This is a genomic window from Desmonostoc vinosum (assembly GCF_059505385.1).
Genome location: NZ_JCACKM010000020.1, coordinates 1 through 24417, shown reverse-complemented (window position 1 = coordinate 24417; position 24417 = coordinate 1). Strand labels below are relative to the sequence as shown.

The window sequence follows — 24417 nt, the reverse complement described above, 5'->3', positions numbered from 1 at the left end:
CTACGAAATATGTTTGAGAAAAACAATCAAATTTGGTAGAAAGCGGTATGACAACCACAACTGTTTTGGCATATCTTTTAATCGCTTGCTACTTGGTGATGGAGCGTTTGTTAAGGAAGGGTGAGCAAGCGCTTAGTCTTCAACCGGGTTTATCTGACCAAGGTAGTTCCCGCTTAATGTGGGTTAGCGGTTTATTCACTCTCTCTATTGTATTACTTGCGCCTGTCTTCAACATTTATCAAATTGGGTACTGGCATCAAATTTATATCGGTTATGTTGGACTGCTGTTGATGTTTATTGGATTGACGATACGCTATTGGGCAGCCAAAACGCTTGGTGAGTTTTACACTCGTACACTACGAATTCTTGATGGTCATCAAATCGTTAATCAAGGGATTTATCGTGTCGTTCGACACCCTGGCTATCTGGGTACATTCCTCATGGATATCGGTGCAGGACTAGCTGTAACCAATTGGATTATACTTTTGGTGATTGCGGTGACAGGTATTGTATCGCGTGCTTATCGCATTCGCAAGGAAGAACAGATGCTAGAAACTGCATTTGGAGAGCAATACAAGACGTACTCAGATAAAACTTGGGGCTTTGTTCCGTTAATCTATTGATTTTTGTAGTTACAGCTAGCATTGCGATCGCCAACCAAGGAGGTAGCAGATTGTGACTCAAGCTTTACGAAAACTAGTTAAATTTGATGAGTTTGTTGCTAAATATCCAGATAACACAGGTAAACATTACGAGTTGCACGATGGAGTAGTAATTGAAATGCCCCAACCGTCGGGTGATCATGAACAGGTAGTTGGGTTTTTAGCCTTTGAGCTGACTAGAGAATGTATACGTTTGAGCCTTCCATACTTCATACCCAAAACAGCATTAGTTAAGCCACCTGAAAATGAATCAGCTTACTCGCCAGATGTGCTGTTATTGAATCACCCCAATCTAATAAATGAATTTCTGTGGAAGAAAGAGTCTACTGTTAGCCTTGCAGGATCTATCCCACTAGTAATTGAGGTGGTAAGTACGGCAGTTGCTACAACGGGGGGAACCCCCGCAACGCACTGCCTCACCAACTGGAGAGATGACTATTTTACAAAACTAGGTCAATACGAATCTATTGGTATTCCAGAATACTGGATTGTGGATTATGCTGCTTTGGGAGGACGACGGTTTATTGGTAACCCAAAACAGCCTACAGTATCAATTTATTCACTAGTTGAGGGCGAATACCAAACTAACCAGTTTCGCGGCAGCGATCGCATCTTATCACCCACTTTCCCAGAATTGAATTTAACCACTGAACAAATTTTTCAAGCTGGAGGGTAAATTTGTTCAATAGTCCCCTAAGTGTAGAGAGAAAGCTGAGCGCCTGATTGAGCAATTCACACTTACTGATAGTTGTCGTGTTTTAGATCTAGGTTGCGGTGAGGGAGAATTTTTAATTCGTATTGCAGAACGGTTTTATCTATGTCGTAGCAGTGAGGATGAGCGGGATGATTTTGAGAGTAGACACGCCCATCAGCGCTATCTTGCCGCCATGCAAAAGAATGACGAAATAGCGCTCAAACGGGTACGCGACTGGCAGCGTGGCTATTTAAAATGGGGATACAAGACTATGGGTTTTGGTTTCTTTTTGCTTCAGAAAACTAACCAAGTAATTTAATCAAGTAAAGAATACAACATAGTAATGCTAATGAATGACTGATCACCAATAACTGACAAACGAGAACTTAGAATAGAAAAAGTGACGTTGTTAAGAAATGTAAGGTTTTTCATGGCAGATCAGTTAATTCGTGCCACGGCAGCCGAAGGTGGGATTCGTGCAGTAGGCGTAATCACCACGCGTTTAACAGAAGAAGCACGACAGCGCCACAAGCTTTCCTATGTGGCGACAGCAGCTCTGGGTCGAACTATGGCAGCGGGCTTATTGATGGCTTCTAGCATGAAGCGGATTGGATCTAGAGTTAACGTCCGTGTGAAGGGCGATGGGCCTTTAAGTGGTATATTGGTAGATGCCGGGTTAGATGGCACTGTCCGCGGCTATGTAGGAAACCCTTCTGTGGAACTACCTCCCAATCCTAAAGGTAAGTTAGATGTTGGTGGTGCAGTGGGTAGCGGCTACCTTTACGTAGTACGAGATATTGGTTACGGCTATCCTTACTCTAGTACAGTTGAACTAGTTTCAGGAGAGATTGGCGATGATGTGGCTCATTATCTGGTGAATTCTGAACAAACACCTTCAGCTGTGGTTTTAGGGGTGTTTGTCGGAGCAAACGGAGTAACTGCTGCGGGGGGATTACTAGTACAGGTATTACCTAAAGCTGCTAGGGATGACGCCTTAGTGGCAACTTTAGACTCAAGGGTGGCAGCTCTATCAGGTTTTACACCTTTGTTGCAAACAGGGAAAACTTTGAATGAAATCTTCCAAGATCTGTTGGGAGATATGGGGTTAAATATCTTTCCTGAAAGTCAAATCCTACGCTTCCACTGTGGTTGTTCCTTTGACCGCGTATTGGGGGCACTGAAAATTTTAGGAGAGACCGAACTACAGGACATGATTGCTAAAGACGATGGTGCTGAAGCAACTTGTGACTTTTGTGGCAGGGTATACCAAGCAAGCAGCGAACAGCTAGCGCAGCTAATCGTTGATTTACAAACAGAATCTCAAGTTTCGGGATAAGTATAAAAGAACACTAAACATTGACATCTTTAATGGTATCTGTGGACAGAGAGCATAAAAAAGTAGCTTTTTAATGATGAGAAAGTTACTATGTCAACAATGGAATTATCAATTTAAAACAGATCGCTGTTCAATTATTTTGGTGTGAGAGATGACAGAGCGGGATATTCCAGACAGTTGGCCCACGGCCAGAGCTAAAGAGTCAGATAAAAAATCCAGATTATCCCGAAAGCAAAAATTCGGTGAAACAAAAGCATTTGGTGTCTCAGCTACTGGTTCTACATCGAAATCAGTGAAGCAGCCAAAAGAATACAATTCTCAAGGATTACCAACAGATAGCGATGTGGAACCGACTTTTCCACCAAGTAAAAAAACTGGAAAATTGCCGCGCTGGCTGAAAAGCTGGGTATTGTGGTCGGTATTGCTAACTTTAGTTCCTGGTAGCATAGCATTTCTGGCAATGGCAATGCTGTTGAAACTGCCATCGGCACCAAATTGCCCATCGATTTTTTGGCCCTTGGCTAGTGCTTCGGTACGGCTACACTGCGCTCAATTGGCAGCTTCTAAGCAAAAAGTGAACGACTTGTTACAAGCGATCGCTTTAGTTAAACAACTGCCGGATACTCACCCGATGCGCCAAGAAATTGATCGGTTTATTGAAGAATGGTCGCGGGATATTTTGCGGCTAGCCGATCAAAGTTTCCAAGCCGGAAATATAGAAGAAGCGATCGCTACAGCTCGCAAACTTCCCGAAGACCTAGCAGCTTATAAATTAGTAGATGAGCAAATTGCCAAATGGCAATCTATATGGTCGAAAGCAGAAGGCATCTACAATAAAGCAGAAGCAGAAGTGCGAGAAAGACGCTGGCAATCGGCGTTTATGCTGTCGTCTAAATTATTGCGTGTAGATAATAAATATTGGGCAAGTGCGAAGTACGACCAACTAAACCGCATTATTACCTCAGCGCGAGAAGATGGCGAGAAGTTAGCCAAGGCTGAAGGTTTAGCTAACAGCAAAGTCGTAGATAAGTTACTGCAAGCCATCAAACTAGCTGAATCCATTGGACAAGATAGCTACCTTTACGAAAAATCTCAAGAGTTAATTCCTGCCTTTGGCCGGAAAATGCTGGAATTGGCCCAGTCCAAGATGGATAGCAAAAATGCGGATGATGCCTTAGAAATTGTTAGACAGATTCCCTCAAGTGCTAAACTCCAAACAGAAATCGAAGACTTTATCGCCTTGGGTGAAGCCCAAAGGAATGCATGGCTAGGTAATGTTCCTGGCTTGGAGGCAGCGATCGCTCAGGCTCAGCAAATTGATCCGACTAGGGCAAATTATGATCAAGCACAGCAACTAATCGCGCGTTGGCAGTTAGAAATCGAAGATGTCGCCCGCTTAGAAAGAGCTAGAACCTTTGCTAGTCAAGGAACAGTTAATGATTTAACAGCTGCGATCGCCGAAGCCGAACTCATCCCTTCCAATAACCCCCGCGCCTCAGAAGCTAAACAAGAAGTGGGACGCTGGCGTAGCCAAGTTGAGACCATCGAAGACCAACCCTTTTTAGAACGTGCTGAACAAATAGCAGTATTTGAAGATGTTAACTCTCTGCAAGCGGCGATCATTGAGGCAAGCCAAATTCGCAGGGGTCGGGCATTATATCCAGAAGCAAGGAAAAAAATTCGCAATTGGTCAGCAAAGATTCAGCGGATTCAAGACCAACCCTTGTTAGATCAGGCGCGAGATTTGGCTCAAAGCGGAAATCTGCAAGCAGCCATTAGTGCAGCTCAACAAATTGCCTCGTCAGGAAGAGCGCTTTCTGGTGAAGCACAAGCGGCTATAGATGAGTGGGAAGGGCAAATTCGTGCTAAACAAAACTGGCAAAGGGCGCAAGAAGTAGCAGCAGCAGGGACGACAGAAGCCTTAGTTGAGGCTATCCGGCTAGCTAATCGGGTGTCAGACAGTAGCATCTTGCGGATGGATGCCAATCTCGCTATTGACCAATGGAGTCAACAATTGCTTGACATGGCACGCTCTCAAGGTCAGGCTGATATTAATAAAGGTATTGAAATTGCCAAGTTGATTCCTCGCGGGAGTTCTGCTTACAGTGCAGCGCAAGAGCAAATTAAGACCTGGCAACAATTTCTCAATCCTGAACCGCAGCAGCAGTTTGAGCCGTCAGGGGTTACTAATGGACAGTAATTTGTTATCTCCCTTGAAGTTGTATAATCCTTTGCTTGAGAAAGACGCGGAGACGCGGGGATGGGGGGATGGGGGGATGGGGGGATGCTATGTGAATGAATATTAGCTTATCTAACTGGATGTACAGGTGGAGACATTAATTATTCACGACCAATAATTTTGAATTTTGAATTTTTAAGGCTGTCTCTGTGGTCTTATCTGTTAATTAGTTGGTCTTAAATTCGTGACACTGTCTGTGTCATCTTTTTCAAAGATAATATTTGTATTCACTGCTTGAGCCAAGAATTCTAGTTCTGATGTGGGGAAAAATTGTTTTCCCGTTCTAGGTAGTCAGCGTTTTCCGATTCTACTTTAGCGCTTCAATCTGTCTAACTACTGTTAGTGCTGAGTAACTAACTCCTGCTGTACCTTCGCCGGGGTGGGTGGAATCTCCCACTAACCACAAATGATTGATGGGTGTACGATTAGCGAAACCAAAGGGGCCAAAAGTAGGTATTCTTTGACCGATACCGCCAACTATACCGCGATCGCGTGCTGTGTAATGGGCAAAGCTGCGGGGTGTGGCGGCTTCTTGATAAATGATGGTTTCTGGTTTGAGATAAAAATATTGGGCAAGTCGAGCGATCGCCTCTTCTGTATACTTTTGTTTTAAGGCTTGATAGTTGTGGATTTGCCACCACTGTGTCGGTTCGACGAATGATGAAGCGATAATTGTGGCTTTGCCATCCGGGGCGCGACCGTCTCCAGGATGACTGACGGAAACAAATAGGGAATTATTTTCGCCAATCGGGCCGTTGGCGTCGTACATAAATTGCAGGTGGGGAGGACACGCGTAAGGAATAGCACTGGCGTCTACTCCTAAATACACTACAAACGCCCCTGATGCTGGTGGTAGTTTTGCTACCCGCTGTTTGTAGCCGGATGGGGCTTTTTCTCCCAATAATTGCACCAGGTTTTGTACGGTAACGTTGGCGACTATATGGTCGGCGGTTTCTGTCCAAACTTCGCCAGTTTTCTGATTTTTAATGACGACAGCGGTAGCTTTGCCGTTCTCTACTTTGATTTGTTCGACGCTGTGACGCATCAATAGTTTACCACCGTCTCTTTCTAAGGCTTCTACTAGGCGATCGCTCAGTACCTGCATACTACCCTGGAGGTGAAATAATCCTTGGGGTAGTTGGGATACACTCAATGCGGTGGCGGCGTAGAGTAAGGCTGTTTCTTCGGCATTGACTTGAGAATACAATTTTAGTTGTAAGTCTAGAAATGTTCTCAGTCGGCGATCGTTTCCTAACCCAAATAATCTTAAAGCATCTCCGACTGTAAATAAGGTGAAGGGTAAGGTAGTTAATGTGCTGGGGCGTACTGCCTGAGTTAGCTGCCACAAATCCCACAAGTTTCGGGGTGGTAATACTGGGTTGCGTCCTTGAAATTCCCAACTGGCGTTAAATAAGTTTGCCATTAATTGCCAAAAAGGTTCGCTTCCAGGAAATTGCTGTTGTCGTTCTGTTTGCCATTTCTGTTGGTCGCGCCAAACGTTGATTGGTGTACTTTCCCCAGGTAAATAGACTGCACAAGCGGGGTCGCAAGGTGTGGCTGGTGGTAAATCTATTTCTAGTTCTGAGAAAATGCGGTGGTGAATACCTCCCGGTTCTAACCCTGCTACTTGAGTTGCCCCAACATCAAAGATAAATCCCTGGCGTTTAAATGTGGAAGCACAACCTCCTGGTGCGATCGCTTGGTCTAAGATTAAGACGCTGTAACCTCTGCGGGCTAATAGTGCCCCGGCTGTGAGTCCACCAATTCCTGCACCAATAACAATGACGCGGGATTTACTTTTGTCAATAGAGGTGTTAGGCATTGATACTTATATTTACAATTTTTAATATTTCTATTCATAATTTTATATCGTTGTGAGTGATTTTTAGGCATTGGACTTGTTGCATAAATCTTTTTTTTTCACGCAGAGACGCGGAGACGCAGAGAAGAATGAGAATTTCTTATCTATTGTCCCATTTCCCGTTGGCTGAGCGAAGTCGAAGCCATCCCCCATTGATCTAAGTTTGCTACCAATTACTCATTAGGGATAATAGAGGCTTTGCTTGATTGGCGAAGTCAAATTCTTCTGTGAAGCAAGTTATGGCGTTTTGGGAGTAGAAGCTGTAATTATCTAATATTGTTTTTAGAGCTGATTGAATTTCTATGGAATCGGTAGGATCGTTGATGACGACTCCTATCTGATATTTTTGCACAAGTGCAGATAATGATTCTAGGTTGTTTACTAGTACTGGTTTGCCATGTTTTAAGTAAAAGGATAGTTTTCCTGATGCTTTGGCAATTTGAGCGTAGTTATCGTTGATTTGTTTGTAAAATGCTAAACCAATGGTGGCTGAAGCAAATACTTTATCTATTTCTTCGTATGGTAGAGGGTTGAGGGAAAGAAAAAGATTGGTTGAGTTAATTTCTTGTAATAACTGTATATATGGGTTTTGAATATCTGTTTTGTGGCTTGAATGAAAAATTAAAGCACATCCATTGTCAATAGATTTAAAAGCATAAGCTAGTTCTTCGGAATACACATCGTTGCATATCATGCCTGCTTGAAGAACTAGAGATGGAAACTTTTCTTTACTTAAATTAAGCATCTTCCTAATGTAATTATTTTCATCATGGATATTTAAATAGTTGTTGTCAAGTGAACTTGTGGAATTTGCTAGATAAAAAACATTTGGATGCTGGAAGTTGTTGTAACTACAAAGGCTTTTAAATCTCTCTTCATCTTGAATGATGACGGTTTCTGCTTTTTGATATGCTATGCACTCAAGATATTTGACAACTTTGGATAACTGCCCAAAATATGATAATGAAGTAATTTCTAAGGAAAGATATGCAAATTTTTTCCTAAATATCCAAAAATTAATCAAAGATAAGATTGAGCCGTTTGTGTCAACACCTATACTAATATTTTGATGAGGAGAGACAAATTGATAATTTTTTAAGGTATATAAAAAAGCTTGAAAAACAAATAAAATTAGCTCTATCAAAGGTATTATACTAATAAATTTTTTGATTTTAAAATTTAGAAAATTGTAAAAACTATTAATTAGCGGTATGTCATAGCCTTTCAAAAAGTATACAACAGCTATTTTTTCATTTGGGGGATTGAAAATTGGATAATTGGTTTTAGTAGCATAAATAATTACTCTGTCTTCTTGTTCGCTGAGTGATTTGGCTAAGTTAATCACTGTTGGCGCAATGCTGATATATCCTTCGTAAAAAAATATGCAGTAAGTTTTATTCATTATATTATCTCAGTTATTATTTACAGTTACAAAGTAAACTCCCCAAGTATCAAATCCTGGTTCTTGGTTGGTTATCCACTCTCGATATGCGATCGCTTCCATTTGAAATTGCTTTAAAATTAATTCTATTTCTGGTTTAAATAGATAACGCATTCGATGGGTTTCTTGTAGTTCTTCAACAGCTTTGCTGTTTTTATCTTTGATTAAAACTTGATAATTAACATCTACTAAATTCTCGTTAGGGTAGATTACAGGTTCAGCAATTCTGGTAATTTTGACTTCTTCATCCTCTAATCTTTTAATACGCACAGTTGGACGATCGCTCAATACAGCGGGGCCATACCAACAATCAAAAATGAAAATTCCACCGAGCTTAAGATGAGCTTTGGCTGTGGCAAAAGTCTTCTCAAGTGCCTCGTTTGTGGTTTGATAACTAACTACATGAAATAGGGAAATTACCGCGTCAAATTGCTGGTTAACACGGAACTCTTGAATATCCCCTTGAGAGAATTTCAGCTTTGCAGCGATATCAGGCGAAAGTTGTGTCAAACGCGATCGCGATCGTTCTAACATCTGGGCACTTATATCCACACCATGAATTTGATAACCTTCTTGTGCTAATAGTGCAGCATGGATACCTGTGCCGCATCCTAACTCTAAGATAGAAACTGTGTTAGGTGCATGAGTTAGTAGTAATTGATGAATAAATTGACTTTCTTTTGCATAATCTTTGTCAAGATATAGTAAGTCATAATAACATGCATAATTGTCAAATATGCTCATATAATTTACTCTCTTAATTTAAAATACATTCCATGATAGAAAGGCACTGAATTTTCTGGATAAAAGGGAATCATACAGCTACCTAATCTATCTTGCCAAATATCAATTAATTCATAGCCAATTTCATTAAAGCTCTCAATAAAATCGCTTCTATTAAACACATACTGAGGATAGAAAACCTTACCGCCATTCTGCAAAGTAACAAATTGTTTACCATCATATATGGGTAAACGATTAACTAGAATGTGTACTGGTTTAACAAGTAACTTTTCTATCTGTTGAGAAAAATGGTTGACGTACTGCACAGAACCTGATGCAAGTAAGATATTTTTATTATTCGCTTCTGCAAAAGATGTGGTAAAAAATAAATCTTTTTGCTGACGTTTTTCAGCTATTTTTTTACCTACTTTAATGATTTCTGATAAATCACAAATAGTCCATGTGATTTCTTGACAATTGAGGTGTTTCTTATAAGCGTAGAAATGAATACCTACATTTCCACCCAAGTCGAAAATATGATTTACAAGATTTGTAGTAAAGATAGAATTTAACCAAAATAAAACAGGATAATCATAAGAATTGATTAGGTGTTGGCTCTGTTCCCAATTTTCCGACTCCAACATTTCTTGATATTCTTGAGCCAGGTCATTATTGTCATAACCAATGGTCTTAGTTTTAGGTGCTGATTGAATAGCTTGCTCAAATGTGTTAAAAACTCCTCGAAAACAACCGTAGCATTCTCCTGCAAATCGGCGTTCATATTTTGATTCTTGAAAAGACTGATACGTCTTTTTGACAAAAGGCAACGATTTGATAATTCTCTTCATTTAATTACCTCTGCAACGACTTGTGTGACTCGACAGATTTGCTCATCTGTTAGTGCCATTCCACTAGGAATGTAGAAACCACGACGAGCAATTCTTTCGGCAACAGGACAGCACACTCTAGCAAATAAGCCCATTTTCTGGAATACAGGTTGTTCATGCATGGGCCAAAAAAAGGGACGAGTCCCGATTTGATATTGAGCTAAACGCTGCATTGCTTCTTGGGCATCAAAAGGAACTTCATCTTTTAAAACTAGACCATAGACCCAATAAATATTGTCAGCATAGTCTAATCGCGGTAGCGGTAGTTGTAGTCCGGGGATGTCTGACAATAGCTCTGTGTAGCGTTGCCCGATACGTCGTTTACGAGCGACAAATTCGTCTAATCGCTCTAGTTGAGCCACCCCAAGAGCTGCTTGCAAGTTGGACATCCGTAGATTCCAGCCCAATTCTTCGTGTACGAAACGTTTATGAGGTTGGAAGCATAAATTGCGTAATGAACGACAATGTTCTGCTATTTGCTCATCATCGGTGAGTACTATCCCTCCCTCGCCAGTTGTGATATGTTTGTTGGGGTAGAAACTGAAGGTACTAATAGTACCAAAGCTACCGCATGGGCGGTCTTTATAAGTTTGACCGTGCATCTCTGCGGCATCTTCAATGATATGCAACCCATATTTATCAGCTAAGGCTAGAACAGGTTCCATATCCACTGGTAATCCGTAGATATGGACAACCATAATTGCTTTGGTTCTGGGTGTAATTTTCTCCTCAATTTGGTTGATATCCATATTCCAGGTGTGGCGATCGCATTCCACTACTACTGGTACAGCACCGCTACGAACAATGGCAGCAGCACAAGAAATAATCGTGAATGTCGGTAAAATAACTTCATCCCCTGATGTAATTCCTAGTGCTACAACCGCAGCATCAAGGGCAGCAGAACCATTACTAACAGCTATGCCATATTTACGTCCCATTCGAGCGGCAAACTGTTCTTCAAGTTTTTTAACAAATAATCCTTCAGAAGAAATCCATCCGCTATCGATGCACTCAAGTAAGTATTTTTTTTCATTACCATCTAGTAGTGGTTGGTTAACTGGAATTGAGTTCATGGCTTACCTACCTCACAACTATCTTGGCTTGTGCTGCGGTAATCCCAGTAAACCGAGTTTTGTCTTGTTCCCCGACATAAGGGCCTTGCTTAACTTCAACCATTTGAACCTCTTCTAGTACCTCGAAACCATGACCACCGGTAACTAAAAGTATGATATCGCCAGACTCTAAGATGCGGCTTTCTAAATATTGTTGCTGATTGTTGTAAAAATCAACACGCAACTTGCCTTTTTTAATCACTAAAACTTCTTGGGTGTATTGCACTTCACGACGCACAGCATTATGCACATGGGGTGGGATGACTTTGCCTACGGGATGATGCATATATGCCAACTGCTGAGACAGTTCGTTTGGCGTGAAAAAGTGAATACCCGACTCGTTAAAATGCCGAGACACGATTATAGCTAAGAGTTGATGCTCATAGGTAATATGTTCAATCATTTCTATGGTAATTTGGTTACAGTAATCTAATCTATCTAGATAGCATTTTGGGCAAAGTGCTGCTCTAGAAATCAAAGAGCTTGTCTAGTAAAAGTGTTAATTTGCTATTTATACGATGATATTCTACTAATAGTTTTAAACTTCCTATTCAATCTTCTCTCTAAAGGACTAAAAGCTTTGTGTGTTGAATCTTGACTGAAAAATTATTATCCAGTTTGAATGCACCCAATATTTTCACCAAAGGAGATCAAGTTGCCAGTCACTGCATTTGGTGCTGACTCTACTTGTAACTTTTGCATAATTTCTTAATATCTTTGGTTATTCAGATATGAGAAATAAGCGCTTTGGCAAGCTATCTAAAATTCATAAATTGGATATATGGTATACAAATTTTAGACGGTAGTTATGTGTATTTTAACCGAATTAAGCATTAACAACATTTCAGTGACCCTCAAGAATTTAAAGATTCAATAAAGTAAAAGTAAAAAATAGAGTTAAAAACTCTAGATATATTGATAGAGTAAAGTTTTCACAACAAAGTATGGACGTGAATAAAGTTAAAAGTTTTGTTACGTTAATCTATAACCAATCCTCCGTCTAAAAACAAACATAGTATGATATTTATGTATATATAGTTATGTTTATTTATGTCCATATAGTTGTTAATTAATGATTAGGGTGGATAGGAACGGCTGATAAAGAGATATTTGGTTGATGCATACTAACTGGTTATACTCACCTGTACAAATGCGCGTTATTAATTTCTGTCTAACGTAGTTAACATAACTGGTGTAGAATTCTCAGCCATTTTTATGCTAATTGCTTAAAATTAGGCGATCGCACTGCTAGTTTGAAGTCATAGATAAGATAAAAGAGTAACGATCTCTCACTTACTACTACCAATGACCACAACTTTATTACAGTTACCTCGTCTGAATGCTCCAAAGCTACATCAATTGCCCAATGGTTTAACCATAGTAGCAGAGCAGGTGCCAGTTGCAGCCGTTAATTTAAGTTTGTGGCTCAAAGTTGGTTCAGCAGTGGAATCGGATGCCATTAACGGTATGGCTCACTTTTTAGAGCATATGATTTTTAAGGGAACCGAAAGATTGGCTAGTGGTGAGTTTGAGCGTCGTATTGAAGAACGGGGTGCTGTCACTAACGCAGCTACCAGCCAAGATTATACTCATTACTACATAACTACTGCTCCCAAGGATTTTGCTGAGCTTGTGCCACTGCAAATAGACGTAGTGTGTAACGCTAGTATTCCTGATGATGCTTTTGAACGCGAACGATTAGTAGTTTTAGAAGAGATTAGACGTTCAGAAGATAATAAGCGCCGTCGCACGTTTCGGCGGGCAATGGAAACAGCGTTTGAGGTGCTACCTTATCACCGTCCAGTATTAGGGCCGGAATCGGTAATTTCTCAGCTGAAACCTCAGCAAATGCGCGATTTTCACAATAATTGGTATCAACCCCAGTCAATGACTGCTGTTGCTGTGGGTAATTTGCCCACAGAAGAATTAATCGAAATTGTTACAAAAGGATTTACACAAGCTAATCACACTCACCACTCACTACTCCCTACTCCCCACTCCCCTATTCATCCCGAATCTGCGTTTACAGAAGTTGTACATCGGGAGTTTATTGATGCGAGTCTCCAACAAGCACGCTTAGTAATGGTTTGGCGGGTTCCGGGATTAACTCAGCTAGATCAGACTTATGCATTGGATATTTTAGCAGGAATTTTAGGACATGGAAGGACATCAAGACTTGTCAGAGATTTGCGGGAAGAACGGGAATTAGTTTCCTCCATTTCTGTGAGCAATATGAGCAATCAACTGCAAGGGACATTTTACATTTCAGCTAAATGTGCAGTCGAAAATTTACCAGTTGTCGAAGATGCGATCGCTCAACATATCCGTACCTTACAAACAGAGTTGGTAACAGAATCGGAAATTGCCCGCGTACAGCGACGAGTAGCTAACAGATTTATTTTTGGCAACGAAACCCCAAGCGATCGCGCTGGATTATACGGTTATTATCAATCATTGATAGGAGATTTAGAACCAGCACTTAACTATCCAAGTTACATTCAAGCCTTACAAGTCAGCGATTTACTTTTAGCCGCCAATCAATACCTTTGTCCAGAGGCATATGGTGTAGTTGTCATTAAACCGTTTTAGAGGTTATTTCTTTGGAAGAAAAGTTGATAATAATGCTATCAAAGCTCTTATATTCAGCTTTTTTTTCTTGATTATTTGCCAAAAATGATAACGTGCTGCTTTTGTCTGTCCAGCTTGCAATAAGCTCATTCCTAAAGCATAAGTAGATTCCAACAATCTCCGCCGAAAATATGGTTGTAACTCCTCTAACTGAGCATCTTCCATAAATCGCTCATAGCAAAATATATGATTTTGCGCTTTGCGAATACCAATCTGTGGATTGCTGTTTAATGTATCAGTTTGCTCATGTTGGCGATATCGAGTCAGTTTTTCTGGATAATAATAAGCCCCAAGACCAGAACGAGAACAGAGATAGTTAATGTACAAATCGTAGCAACCGCCTACCTGAACTGGTATTAAATCCCAATCCACGACTTCCTTGCGAATAACGGCAGCGTTAGCGCTTGCTATAGACATATTTACTATTCCAAGTTCATAAAAAGGTTGGTAAATTCCTTCTTTCAAATCAAACCGTTTCCATGTTTTGGAACACTCTTGTGTGAGAAAAACATCTATCTTAGCGTTAGCATCAATTACATAATGATCGCAAAAAGCCAATGCTAAATTTGGGTTAGCCTCTAGAAGAGGAACGAGTTTTTGTAAAAAGGTTTTTTCCCATATGTCATCATCATGTAAACAAGCAATGTATTTTCCCCGTGCCATTTTAAACCCATTAATAATATTAGTTACCATACCGAGATTATGAGAATTTCGTACAAATCGAATTCGAGGATCTCGGAAATAATCAACTATTGATTGAGGGCTAATATCGCTACAGTTATCACAAATAATAATGTCAAGATTTTGATAAGTTTGTTTAACTGCGCTATCTATTGCTTCTTTTAGATATTTTGGTCGGTTATATGTTGGGATAATAATACTCACTAAAGATTGTGAAAGTTCATTCATAAAACTACAATTAAAATGCAAAATTATTTATTTTACATATGTAATTTTCCCTTAGATAAAAATAATTGTCTATATATATGCAACTTTGTTGAAATAACCAGTTGAGATACTAAAATAGAGACTAATACAGAACAAAATTACTCAGCATGACGTGGACTGAAATTGATGCTCATATCAGCCAAGTGACTGGCGAAAAATTTCACACTCAGCAGAGGCGATCAGTTGGTGGTGGGTGTATCAACCAGGGTTATGCTGTATCTGATAGCAAGCTGAGTTACTTCGTCAAACTTAACCAAGTCTCTCAAGTGGCAATGTTTGAGGCTGAGGCACTGGGCTTAGCAGAAATGCTCACAACAGCTAGTATTCGCGTCCCAAAACCGATTTGTTGGGGTACAACTGATAATTCTAGTTACATTGTGTTGGAATGGCTGGAAATGGCAGGAGGTAATACCCAATCCTGGGAAGAGATGGGGCATAAGTTAGCGATGATGCATAAAGCTAGCAATAGTCAAGACTTTGGTTGGAAAATTAATAATACTATTGGTTCCACGCCCCAAATCAACACCCAGACAGCAGATTGGGCAGAGTTTTATGCTCAACATCGCTTGGGTTATCAATTTCAATTAGCAAGACGGCGGGGAGGAAGTTTCCCCCAGCAAGATGAGTTACTTGCAGCTATTCCAGAGTTATTAGCTGATCACCAAGTTCAACCTTCGTTGGTACATGGCGATTTGTGGGGTGGTAATGCTGGGTGTACAGTGTCGGGGGAACCAGTGATTTTTGATCCAGCTACATATTTTGGCGATCGCGAAGTCGATATCGCCATGACAGAATTGTTTGGTGGTTTTCCAGCAGCTTTTTACAAAGGTTATAACGAAGTCTTTCCTTTAAATGCAGGCTATGAGCAGAGAAAAACGCTTTATAACCTGTATCACATTTTGAATCACTTCAATTTATTTGGTGGTGGTTATGCTTCCCAGGCGAACCGGATGATTAACCAGGTTTTGCGCGATCGTCCTTAGTTATTGGTCATTAGTCATTGTATTCACAAAGGACTAATGTCTCATGACGGTCTCAACCAAAGATTTTTTGCAGCATTGCATAAATTTTATTTTTCTCCTTGATAACTTTACAGTTGCGTCAATCGAAGTTTAACTTTCGAGTCATAAATCAATAGCAAAAGTAGTAACTTTTGCTATTGAAATGACAATGCAACAAACAATAAACATCATCAATTAAACACAAGGAGAATTCCTATGTCTAAACAACAAAACGCTAAAGTATCCCGCACTCTGATTGAAGACCTGAAAGTAGATGCTGATATCACAACTGAACTGTCTGAAAAAGACCTAAAAGTTATCGTTGGTGGATTGAGACCAGTAGCATCTACTTGTCATCAAAGCGGTGGTTATGATTGTGACTAATTTAAATTTTTTCAAGGTCATAATTGATTAGTAATCTGATAAAGAAAGTTTGCTTTACTCAGCAAACTTTTTCTTAATTGAGGGAAAGATGCATCTCTTGCAGAAGAGAACAAGGAGAGTTGGCGAAATTTGTATTTCCCAACTTCTCTAACTTTCCTGCATCCATCACTGATTTCTCCAATAAAAACGATGATTCTTATACTGACTGGCGCAGAAGATTTACATGCTGACTGGCTAGAGAAAAAACTGCGAGAAAGAAACGCTGACTTTATTAGATTCGACCCAGCAGACTTCCCAACAAAAACCAAAATTTCACTTTCATATTTACCAGATAATCAAATTCAATATATTTTACACATTGGCGAAACTTCAATTGATCTATCCTCTATCAAAACAGTATGGTATCGTCGTCCACAACGTCCTCATCCCCATACCGAAGGTTTAGATAAATCTGCCCATCAATTTTTAATAGAAGAATGTGAAAGTTTTGTCCAAGATGTATGGAATTTTTTAGATTGTTTATGGTTGCCGGCCCAACCCATAACACTGCAACGGGCAAAATCCAAAGCTTTACAGCTGAAAATTGCAGCAGAAATTGGCTTTGATTTGCCACCAACACTCATGACTAATAATCCTCAAGATTTTATAGATTTTTATAATCAAAATAATGGACAAGTTATTAGTAAATTAGCTGGCCCCTCACTACTGAGAAATCTCCGGGATGATTTTACACGCTTCACTGAATTTGTTTCCAAACGCGATGTAATTTATGCTCAATCAGTACAGCGATGCCCAGCTATTTTTCAAGCTTATGTTCCAAAACAAGTTGAATTAAGAATTACAGTAGTAGGGCATCAAGTACTAGCCGCAGAAATTCATTCTCAAAAAAGTAATCATACTCGTTACGATTGGCGGCATTATGATTACCATAAAACTCCATACTATCCTCATGAATTGCCACAAGCTGTGAGTCAATTATGTATACAGCTAGTGCAAAAACTAGGACTATGCTACGGCACTATTGATATGATCGTCACTCCCGATGGACAGTATATTTTCTTGGAAATCAATCCTAATGGGCAGTACCTCTGGATTGAACAAGCAACTGGACTACCAATTAGCGATGCGATCTGTGACTTACTGATATCAGGGAACAGGGAACAGGGAACAGGTTAAATACACAACGCTGTTAGTTGTAATTTTCTGAGGTTGATTATGAGAGAAGAATTGCAAAAGGGGTTGAGTGATGTTCTTGAGTATTTAATGTCAGTTACTCAAGAAAAAATCCAACCAAAAACCGCGAAAACTCGATTTTTAGATCTGCAAAAGCGATATCCCACAATCCAAATGGATTTACTTTGGGAACAAGAAACATATGATCTTTCCATTCATTATGATGTTCTTTTACAAATGAATGGTGAAGGTACAGTATCTCTGAGTTTTTGTTCTGAGCATAGTTTACCTTGGCCGTTACGTGGTGTTCGTCGTACTAGAGAGATTGATTTAGTACGAGTTAACAATACTGTGCTGACTGTAGGAGATGCGATCGCTCACCTTGATTTTATCTGGAATGAGATACCAATTATCAATCATTTGGTTGAGGTATGTTTAATTCGTGAAGCCCTAGAAAAGGAACCAATTGAAATTTCTGATACTGAATTACAACAGGCGATGAATAGCTTTCGTAAAGCTCATAAACTATACAAAGCTGAAGATACATATAATTGGATTGAGCAAAACTGCATCACTCACGAAAAACTAGAGCAAATTGTTCAAGATTACGCTATAGTCAATAAATTACGTGAGCGAATTACAGCTAATCATGTAGAAGACTACTTTAAAAAACACCATACAGACTTTGAGACTGCATACATTGCTCAGATTGATTTTGATGATGAAAATATTACACAGGATTTTTATCAGCAAATTTGTAGCGGCAAAATTAATTTTTATGATGTAGCAGAACAACGCTTTTTAATATCAAGTCAAAACTCATCGGTAAATTATTTCTTCAAGATACAGCGCGCGCAAGCATCCCCTCACCTAAAAAATATTATGTTTGCTGCTAAACCTGGCGATATATTAGAACCAGTAAAAACAGAAAAAGGTTATGCAATCATTCGTGTGCTATCGATAAATCCCGCATGTTTTGATGAAGCAACACAAACAACTATTAAACAAATTATCTTTAAACAATGGTTAGCTCAGCTCCAAAATGCAGCTACAATTGAATGGTTTTGGGGATAGGTAATATTTGAAAGCGATCGCTACATCAATATTTTCACTATCGCTGTAATATAAATGTAGTGGCAAGGCTAAATTCGTGTATTAGATTTGTGGTTAAGAAGGCGAAGACAGCGCAACTATAAATCTTTTTGTTGCAACATATAAGCTTTGACACGCCAGTAGTGGATTGTTTCAGCTAATTTGGTGTATTAAATTTAACTAGTTCCGTGGGTTTAAGTCCTCCGGTTCTATAATCGGCAAGTTTTGTGTTGGCGTCTGTCTTATACCAATTCACGTTTAATGTGAATTAAGTTGGGAAAAATTGGTCTTGCTGATGTCATAAATCTTTGCCCTCACCCTAAATCCCTCTCCCAGTTTGGGAGAGGGACTTTGAAATTGCTCCTCTTCTCCCACACTTGGGAGAAGAGGTTGGGAGATGAGGGCTATTGTTGCATTCATCAACGGTATTCTAATTTACATCAGACGTGAATTACGAATTATTTAACTTACGGGAAGGCTGCGACTACATCTAATCAAAATCAGTACACTTAGAGTTTTAATATAAAAAAATACTTAATATACTGATGAAAGCAAGTTTCTGTATGGGCAGCAAATTGAGGGTAATTGCTAGCCCAGAAATTCTGCTGATCATCCAAAAAAGACTGAATTCATCTCTTCTTCGGTATCCACGCTCTTTTTTGTCCCATGTAGAGTGATCAACAACACATAATAAATGTGATTAATAACACATACCGTGAAATTGCTCAAACAGTATCATTTTGTACAAATGTTCTTGTGGAGTATCTTCAACTAAAGACAATTTGTTGAATAAGGCAATGCGCTTTAATAAAGTTCAAGCAGCTATGTGAAAACAGTAATTATATTTTGATAAGAAATAATGATTTATTCGTGTTAACTTATCCCAGCACATTTACAAATTATTTATTTCTAAATAACACTGCTAAGCGCTGCTTGTCAACCATCTAAAAATAGATGCATTCATTGAGTTTTTATTTTACTATTTGTCGCTAGACAGATTAATTAATGTACCTTAAAACTAAATTGATTAATAGTGATTCTTATTGACTGTGAGAGAGTTCTACAGGTCGTATACCAGTCAATACATAAGCTAAGCAAATAGTTGCGGGTAATTAACTAAGACTTTGTTTTGTGACATTTACTAAATAAAAATTGAATATCTAATTGTTTTGTAGAGCTTTTATTTCCTGATTAACACAAACTTAGGTAAGTCAATGGCAACTTTAACTAACATCCAAATTCTTTCAAGCAGCATTGGTTCTCAACCAAATAATCTGACCAAAGTCAATAGCACCTTGTTTTTTACCGCCAATAACAATACTGATGGAGTTGATCTTTGGAAGAGTAATGGAACTACAGCAGGGACTGTTGTAGTTAAAAATATTTTGCCAGGTAGTTCTGATGGTTTCCCAAATAGTTACTACCCGTTTAGCTTGACCAATGCAGATGGTACGCTGTTTTTCGTTACTGATGATGGTATCAAAGGCGGTGAGTTGTGGAAGAGCAATGGCACCGCAGCTGGCACTGTTCTAATTAAGGATATAAGATCAGGCAGCCTCGGTTCTGACCCATCCGACCTCACCAATATCAACAGCAAGCTATTTTTTATTGCTAATAATGGCACTAACGGATTAGAACTGTGGAAGAGTGATGGCACTGCATCTGGCACTGTCTTAGTTAAAGATATCAGACCAGGTAGTAATGGTTCTTCGACAACAAACCTGACTGATGTCAATGGCACTTTGTTTTTTATCGCTGATGACGGCACCAAAGGAGCAGAACTGTGGAAAAGCGATGGCACGAAAGCTGGTACTGTCTCAGTTAAGGATATTTATCCTGGCAGTAATAGTTCTTTACCCAGCAAGCTTACTAATGTCAATGGCACTTTGTTTTTCGCTGCCAATGATGGCACTTACGGATTAGAAATTTGGAAAAGCGATGGTACCGCAGCTGGCACTGTCTTGCTCAAAGATATTAATCCTGGCAACGATGATTCCTTCCAATATGACCTGACTGATGTTGATGGGACTTTATTTTTTAGTGCTTATAATCCCAGTCATGGAAAGGAGTTATGGAAAAGTGACGGCACCGCAGCTGGTACTGTTTTGCTCAAGGATATCAGACCAGGTAGCGGTAGTTCCTTTATCGGTAATTTAACCAATGTTGATGGGGTGTTGTTTTTCACGGCTTATGATAATGCTCATGGCATAGAACTGTGGAAAAGTGATGGCACCGCAGCTGGTACTGTTCTGGTAAAAGATATTAATCCTGGTATAGCGACTTCTTTCGCAACAGGTTTAACCAATGTCAATGGCACTCTATTTTTTGTAGCTGATGATGGTACTCATGGGTTGGAGTTATGGCAGAGTGATGGCACAGCGGCGGGTACTGTTTTGGTCAAAGATATTAATTCTGGTAGTTCTGATTCTGCGCCAGACAACCTGACTCTCGTCGATGACACTCTATTTTTTACTGCTGATGATGGCACTGGCACACAACTGTGGACTTTGAAGAACTCAGATATGATCGCCGCAGCATCCAGTAACGACATCATCACTGGTAAGGGCGGTCAAAAAACGTTTGTGATTTCTGCTGGCGATCGCAAAACTATCAGTGATTTTGGCGGTTTTGGTGAGGGGTCAAACCCATCTGCGGCGGTAATTGCTGAAGTGGATACACTAAAATTTCAAGGAGCTGACTTAATAGCACGTAATCTCTTGCTGACTCAAAATGGTGACAATCTAGAAATCTCATTTGAAAACGTCGCAAATACTCAAGTTACTCTCCAAAACTTTAAGTTAGAGAACCTGGAAAATCGGGGAGCATCTAGTACAATATCAGCGTTTGGTAATATTTTGTTTAATAAACAAACTAGCATCACTAACAGTATTGATGTCTTTGATGCTGAGGCTACTCTCACTAGCATTTTTCGGCAGAACTTGGTGACATTCCTCAATGATTTGAACAATAACACCACAGGTTTCAATAATTCTGCTGATGTCATCAATGGACAAGGAGGTGACGACACTATTGATGGTAAAAGTGGTAATGACTTGCTGCGGGGTGGTGCAGGTGATGATATCCTCATTGGTGGAGCTGGGAATGATGTACTGACAGGTGGAACTGGGAATGACCAGTTTCTGTATCAAGTTTTTAGTGATAAAGGAACAAGTGGCGACATCATTACTGACTTCAATACCAGTCAAGATCAGCTGGTGTTAACTAACTTGTTAGATAGTTTGGGAAGCGACAATAATCCAATTGCTGATGGTTATTTGCGATTCGTCTCTAGTGGTATCAATACTCAAGTTCAGATTGACCAAGATGGTGTGCAGACGACACAAGGATTTAGCTTGTTGGTTACTTTGAACAATGTCTCTGTTGACTCTTTGGTTGTTGGCAGTAATATCTTAGTTTAGCTTGAGAAAGGGAGTAGGGTTATACCAATTCGTAATTCGTAATGACGCTCGAGGACTCGCTACCGCTTCGCTAACGTAATTCGTAGTTCGTAATTAAGAAACTCTTATTTAGTATGGGTTTCGGAGTTTGAATAGACTTCTTGCAAAAATACTTGAACCGTCAGAGACTCAAGTCTCTGCCTAATAGCAAAAGTCCGTTGAAACGGACTAAAAATACTGTTATTAGTCGGTTGAAACCGACTTGAGTTATCAGCCAGAAAATAAATTTTCTGGCGAGTATCCGACTTTTGCAAGAGGTCTAATGTGTAGCCGAATTTTAGAGAATTGGTATTAAAAACTTTTTTCATGTTTAGTTAAGCTAACTCTCCGAACTTAGGACTCCACCAACCTTTAGCTGTCCTAAAATAAGCTACATCTTTATGTTTATTGTCCTGACGGGACTCTTGAGCAGAACACCGTAGCATTGTTTTACTTTGTCCTTCTTTGATATAGCTGTACTCCTCCAAAGGTTTTTTACACACTGGGCAAGGATGCTCTGTTACCTTGGCTGGTAACTTTTGAGGCTTTCCATCCTGAACAGCTTTCGCTCGTGGTGGTTCCCAAGTCTTATTCAGTTCGCTCCAGAACAGCACAACATTTTCACAGCCACTAACACATTTGAGAAAGTATTTCTTTTTGAGTTTCTTGCTGGGAATTTTGACCAGATAATTCTTGCATCCAGGGCAGCGAGTTTTAGAAGTCTCAAAGTTGCGATCGCCCACAGCAGAAACCCCAGTTGTAGGCGATGAACTGCTAACTACAGTTTTTGCTTTTACCAAAGCTGGTGTAAAATAATTCTGGTTCCAATCTGTGAGATATTGCTGCCAGCCCTTTTTTCCAAGGGCGATCGCATCTAAAGCATTTTCCATCTGAGCGGTGAATTCTGCTTCTAGCAAATCCGGTAATGCCTTAACTAAAAAAGCATCAACTTCCAAACCTAAAGCTGTCGGTTGCAGTTGTCCTTTGCTTTGCTGTACATAATCTCGTTTCTTGAGAGTAGAAATGGTTGGTGCATAAGTACTTGGTCGCCCGATTCCTTTGCGCTCCATTAGCTGTACCAGTTTTGGCTCACTGTACCGGGGCGGTGGCTGTGTTTGTTTCTGCTCAAAGGCTGCATTCTCCAAAGTTAGTGCCTGCCCTTGTTGCAAAGTAGGCAGTACTGCATCTTTGCTCAAATTGTTCCAGTAACGGGCATAACCTAAAAATTCCACTACTTGCCCTCTAGCTTGCCACAATAAAGAACCGGACTGAGTAATTACCTGAGTTTTACGCAGTTGGGCGCTGCGGCATTGGGAAGCAACAGCCCGTTTCCAAATTAAAACGTACAGGTTAAACTCATCCTGTGGCAGTTGGGGGCGCAACTCGACACTTGGACGAAATACATCTGTTGGTCGAATCGCTTCGTGTGCTTCTTGAGCCGTTTTGCTACTGCGATGCTTAGCTGCCTGCTGTGGTACATTTTGCGGATCATTTTGTTCTAACCACTGACGAGCGCTCTGACAAAACTCTGGTGAGAGCATGACTGAATCTGTTCTCATGTAGGTAATTAACCCTGCCTCATACAGCTTTTGGGCTATAAGCATAGTCTGCTCTGGAGCCAGTTTTAACTTGGAACCGGCCGCTTGCTGTAGGGTTGAAGTGATAAAAGGTGGCGGTGGTTTTTGATTAACCACTTTACCCTCAACTTGAACAACTCGATGTGCTTCGCGTCGTGCCTCTTCTACTAAATTTGTAGCTTCTGCTTGTGAAAGCACACGTATAGATTCTGGTGCAGGTGTGCTTTTGTCAGATGCATCATCTGTCAGTTCTGTTTGCTGTTCTTGAGCTTGTGAGCTAGCGTTCACCACCCCTTTGTAGTAAGCGCGAAACCCAAGGGCGTAATCTACCCATACACTCCAGTAATCTTGGGGTACAAAAGTTTGAATTTCTCTCTCTCGCTGACAAATCAGGTGTAGCGTTGCACTTTGGACTCGCCCTACGCTTTTTGCACCATTATTCAGTGCCCAAACCAACGGACTTCCTTTGTAACCCACCAGCTTATCCAGACAATCTCGGCATAGTCCTGCTCCCACCAGATTTAAATCTAATTTCCTGGGTAGGGCGATCGCTGCTTTGACTGCTGATTCTGTAATCTCAGTATAGACTACTCGTTTGGCGTCTCTCAAACCCAGAGCTTCCTTGATATGCCAAGCTATCGTCTCCCCTTCTCGGTCTGGGTCGGTCGCTAATACTACTTCATTGACTAGCTTCATCGCAGCTTTTAGCTGCCCAATCGTTTCTTTGGCTCTCTGGTCACGCGCTACATAATTGCATCGTACCTCGCTGCCATCTATAGTAAAGCCTAGAGAATCTTCTCCCGAATCGCTCAACTGTCGAATATGACCACAACTGGCACGCACAATCCACTCACTGCCGAGAATTTGACTGAGCTTTTTGACTTTTCCTGGAGATTCGACTACTAGAAGACGTTTTGACATGAAAGCTGCTCTTGATTGTCGGTAATTAATCGGCTACTAGTTCTTAATCTTTTATCTTAGTAATTTTGTACTCTAATCAGCCAGATCTCAGCTAGAGAATTATTGCAGTGTTCTTAAAACAATACTCCGGACAATTTTAAGTAGAGCCAATCGACAAGAAAGCTATCGATCCATTAGGGTGCTAATTAGAAGAAACAAGCACCGGAACGATAGCTGTATGGAAATTATACAAAGCCTGGTGGAAAATGCGCCGAGACGCGAATCTACGATATGTGTTTGAGGGTGAACAAAAAGCACGGGG

Annotated in this window: 19 protein-coding genes; 10 read left to right on the top strand and 9 right to left on the bottom strand. The window is 40.2% G+C overall.

Going from position 1 to position 24417, the window contains the following annotated elements; genetic code table 11:
- The first annotated feature begins 47 nt into the window (after positions 1-47).
- The 4 genes from AC5JMF_RS02240 (at position 48) to AC5JMF_RS02225 (ending at position 4892) form a co-directional block, all read left to right on the top strand.
- Entirely contained in the window at positions 48-623 is a 576-nt protein-coding gene (locus tag AC5JMF_RS02240) for a methyltransferase family protein (protein ID WP_495794098.1), read from the top strand.
- 52 nt (positions 624-675) lie between these two features.
- The gene (locus AC5JMF_RS02235; RefSeq protein ID WP_495794097.1) at positions 676-1338 is read left to right on the top strand and encodes a Uma2 family endonuclease; all 663 of its coding nucleotides are present in this window, start codon (positions 676-678) and stop codon (positions 1336-1338) included.
- Positions 1339-1786: 448 nt separating this feature from the next.
- The gene (gene hslO / locus AC5JMF_RS02230) at positions 1787-2692 is read left to right on the top strand and encodes an Hsp33 family molecular chaperone HslO (RefSeq protein ID WP_495794096.1); all 906 of its coding nucleotides are present in this window, start codon (positions 1787-1789) and stop codon (positions 2690-2692) included.
- Positions 2693-2843: 151 nt separating this feature from the next.
- Positions 2844-4892, top strand: coding sequence for a coiled-coil domain-containing protein (locus tag AC5JMF_RS02225; RefSeq protein WP_495794095.1), 2049 nt, complete (start codon positions 2844-2846; stop codon positions 4890-4892).
- A 346-nt stretch (positions 4893-5238) separates the two neighbouring features.
- Here the strand turns inward: AC5JMF_RS02225 and crtD are convergent, their stop codons facing one another.
- From crtD to AC5JMF_RS02195, 6 genes are all read right to left on the bottom strand, one after another.
- Complete coding sequence (gene crtD, locus AC5JMF_RS02220) at positions 5239-6753, bottom strand: C-3',4' desaturase CrtD (RefSeq protein ID WP_495794094.1); 1515 nt, start codon at positions 6751-6753, stop codon at positions 5239-5241.
- A 205-nt stretch (positions 6754-6958) separates the two neighbouring features.
- Positions 6959-8194 carry a glycosyltransferase gene (locus tag AC5JMF_RS02215; RefSeq protein ID WP_495794093.1) on the bottom strand — a complete coding sequence of 412 codons (1236 nt, stop codon included), beginning with the start codon at positions 8192-8194 and terminating at the stop codon, positions 6959-6961.
- A gap of 9 nt (positions 8195-8203) precedes the next feature.
- Entirely contained in the window at positions 8204-8977 is a 774-nt protein-coding gene (locus tag AC5JMF_RS02210; RefSeq protein WP_495794092.1) for a class I SAM-dependent DNA methyltransferase, read from the bottom strand.
- A gap of 5 nt (positions 8978-8982) precedes the next feature.
- Positions 8983-9804, bottom strand: coding sequence for a TIGR04325 family methyltransferase (locus AC5JMF_RS02205; protein ID WP_495794091.1), 822 nt, complete (start codon positions 9802-9804; stop codon positions 8983-8985).
- Positions 9801-10916, bottom strand: a complete 1116-nt coding sequence (locus AC5JMF_RS02200) for a DegT/DnrJ/EryC1/StrS family aminotransferase (protein WP_495794090.1) — start codon at positions 10914-10916, stop codon at positions 9801-9803. The genes AC5JMF_RS02205 and AC5JMF_RS02200 overlap by 4 nt, the downstream gene beginning before the upstream one ends.
- Before the next feature lie 7 nt (positions 10917-10923).
- Positions 10924-11433: a cupin domain-containing protein gene (locus tag AC5JMF_RS02195; RefSeq protein ID WP_495794089.1), complete on the bottom strand. Its 510-nt coding sequence runs from the start codon at positions 11431-11433 to the stop codon at positions 10924-10926.
- Positions 11434-12260: 827 nt separating this feature from the next.
- Between AC5JMF_RS02195 and AC5JMF_RS02190 the strand changes: the two genes are divergently transcribed.
- Positions 12261-13544, top strand: coding sequence for a M16 family metallopeptidase (locus AC5JMF_RS02190; protein ID WP_495794088.1), 1284 nt, complete (start codon positions 12261-12263; stop codon positions 13542-13544).
- Positions 13545-13547: 3 nt separating this feature from the next.
- Here AC5JMF_RS02190 and AC5JMF_RS02185 read toward each other — a convergent pair whose 3' ends face one another.
- The gene (locus AC5JMF_RS02185; protein WP_495794087.1) at positions 13548-14492 is read right to left on the bottom strand and encodes a glycosyltransferase family 2 protein; all 945 of its coding nucleotides are present in this window, start codon (positions 14490-14492) and stop codon (positions 13548-13550) included.
- Positions 14493-14638: 146 nt separating this feature from the next.
- Between AC5JMF_RS02185 and AC5JMF_RS02180 the strand changes: the two genes are divergently transcribed.
- The 5 genes from AC5JMF_RS02180 to AC5JMF_RS02160 all read left to right on the top strand — a co-directional run bounded on the left by AC5JMF_RS02180 (position 14639) and on the right by AC5JMF_RS02160 (position 21600).
- Positions 14639-15514: a fructosamine kinase family protein gene (locus AC5JMF_RS02180; protein WP_495794086.1), complete on the top strand. Its 876-nt coding sequence runs from the start codon at positions 14639-14641 to the stop codon at positions 15512-15514.
- A gap of 234 nt (positions 15515-15748) precedes the next feature.
- Positions 15749-15916, top strand: a complete 168-nt coding sequence (locus AC5JMF_RS02175) for a hypothetical protein (RefSeq protein WP_495794085.1) — start codon at positions 15749-15751, stop codon at positions 15914-15916.
- A gap of 189 nt (positions 15917-16105) precedes the next feature.
- Entirely contained in the window at positions 16106-17092 is a 987-nt protein-coding gene (locus tag AC5JMF_RS02170) for an MvdC/MvdD family ATP grasp protein (protein WP_495794084.1), read from the top strand.
- Between the two features lie 39 nt (positions 17093-17131).
- Positions 17132-18163, top strand: coding sequence for a TIGR04500 family putative peptide maturation system protein (locus tag AC5JMF_RS02165; RefSeq protein WP_495794083.1), 1032 nt, complete (start codon positions 17132-17134; stop codon positions 18161-18163).
- A gap of 1232 nt (positions 18164-19395) precedes the next feature.
- Positions 19396-21600 carry an ELWxxDGT repeat protein gene (locus AC5JMF_RS02160; RefSeq protein WP_495794082.1) on the top strand — a complete coding sequence of 735 codons (2205 nt, stop codon included), beginning with the start codon at positions 19396-19398 and terminating at the stop codon, positions 21598-21600.
- A 104-nt stretch (positions 21601-21704) separates the two neighbouring features.
- Here AC5JMF_RS02160 and AC5JMF_RS02155 read toward each other — a convergent pair whose 3' ends face one another.
- The gene (locus AC5JMF_RS02155; RefSeq protein ID WP_495794081.1) at positions 21705-21893 is read right to left on the bottom strand and encodes a hypothetical protein; all 189 of its coding nucleotides are present in this window, start codon (positions 21891-21893) and stop codon (positions 21705-21707) included.
- Between the two features lie 60 nt (positions 21894-21953).
- Positions 21954-24116 (bottom strand): type I DNA topoisomerase, encoded by a 2163-nt coding sequence (topA, locus tag AC5JMF_RS02150; RefSeq protein ID WP_495794080.1) that lies wholly within the window; start codon positions 24114-24116, stop codon positions 21954-21956.
- Positions 24117-24417 lie beyond the last annotated feature (301 nt).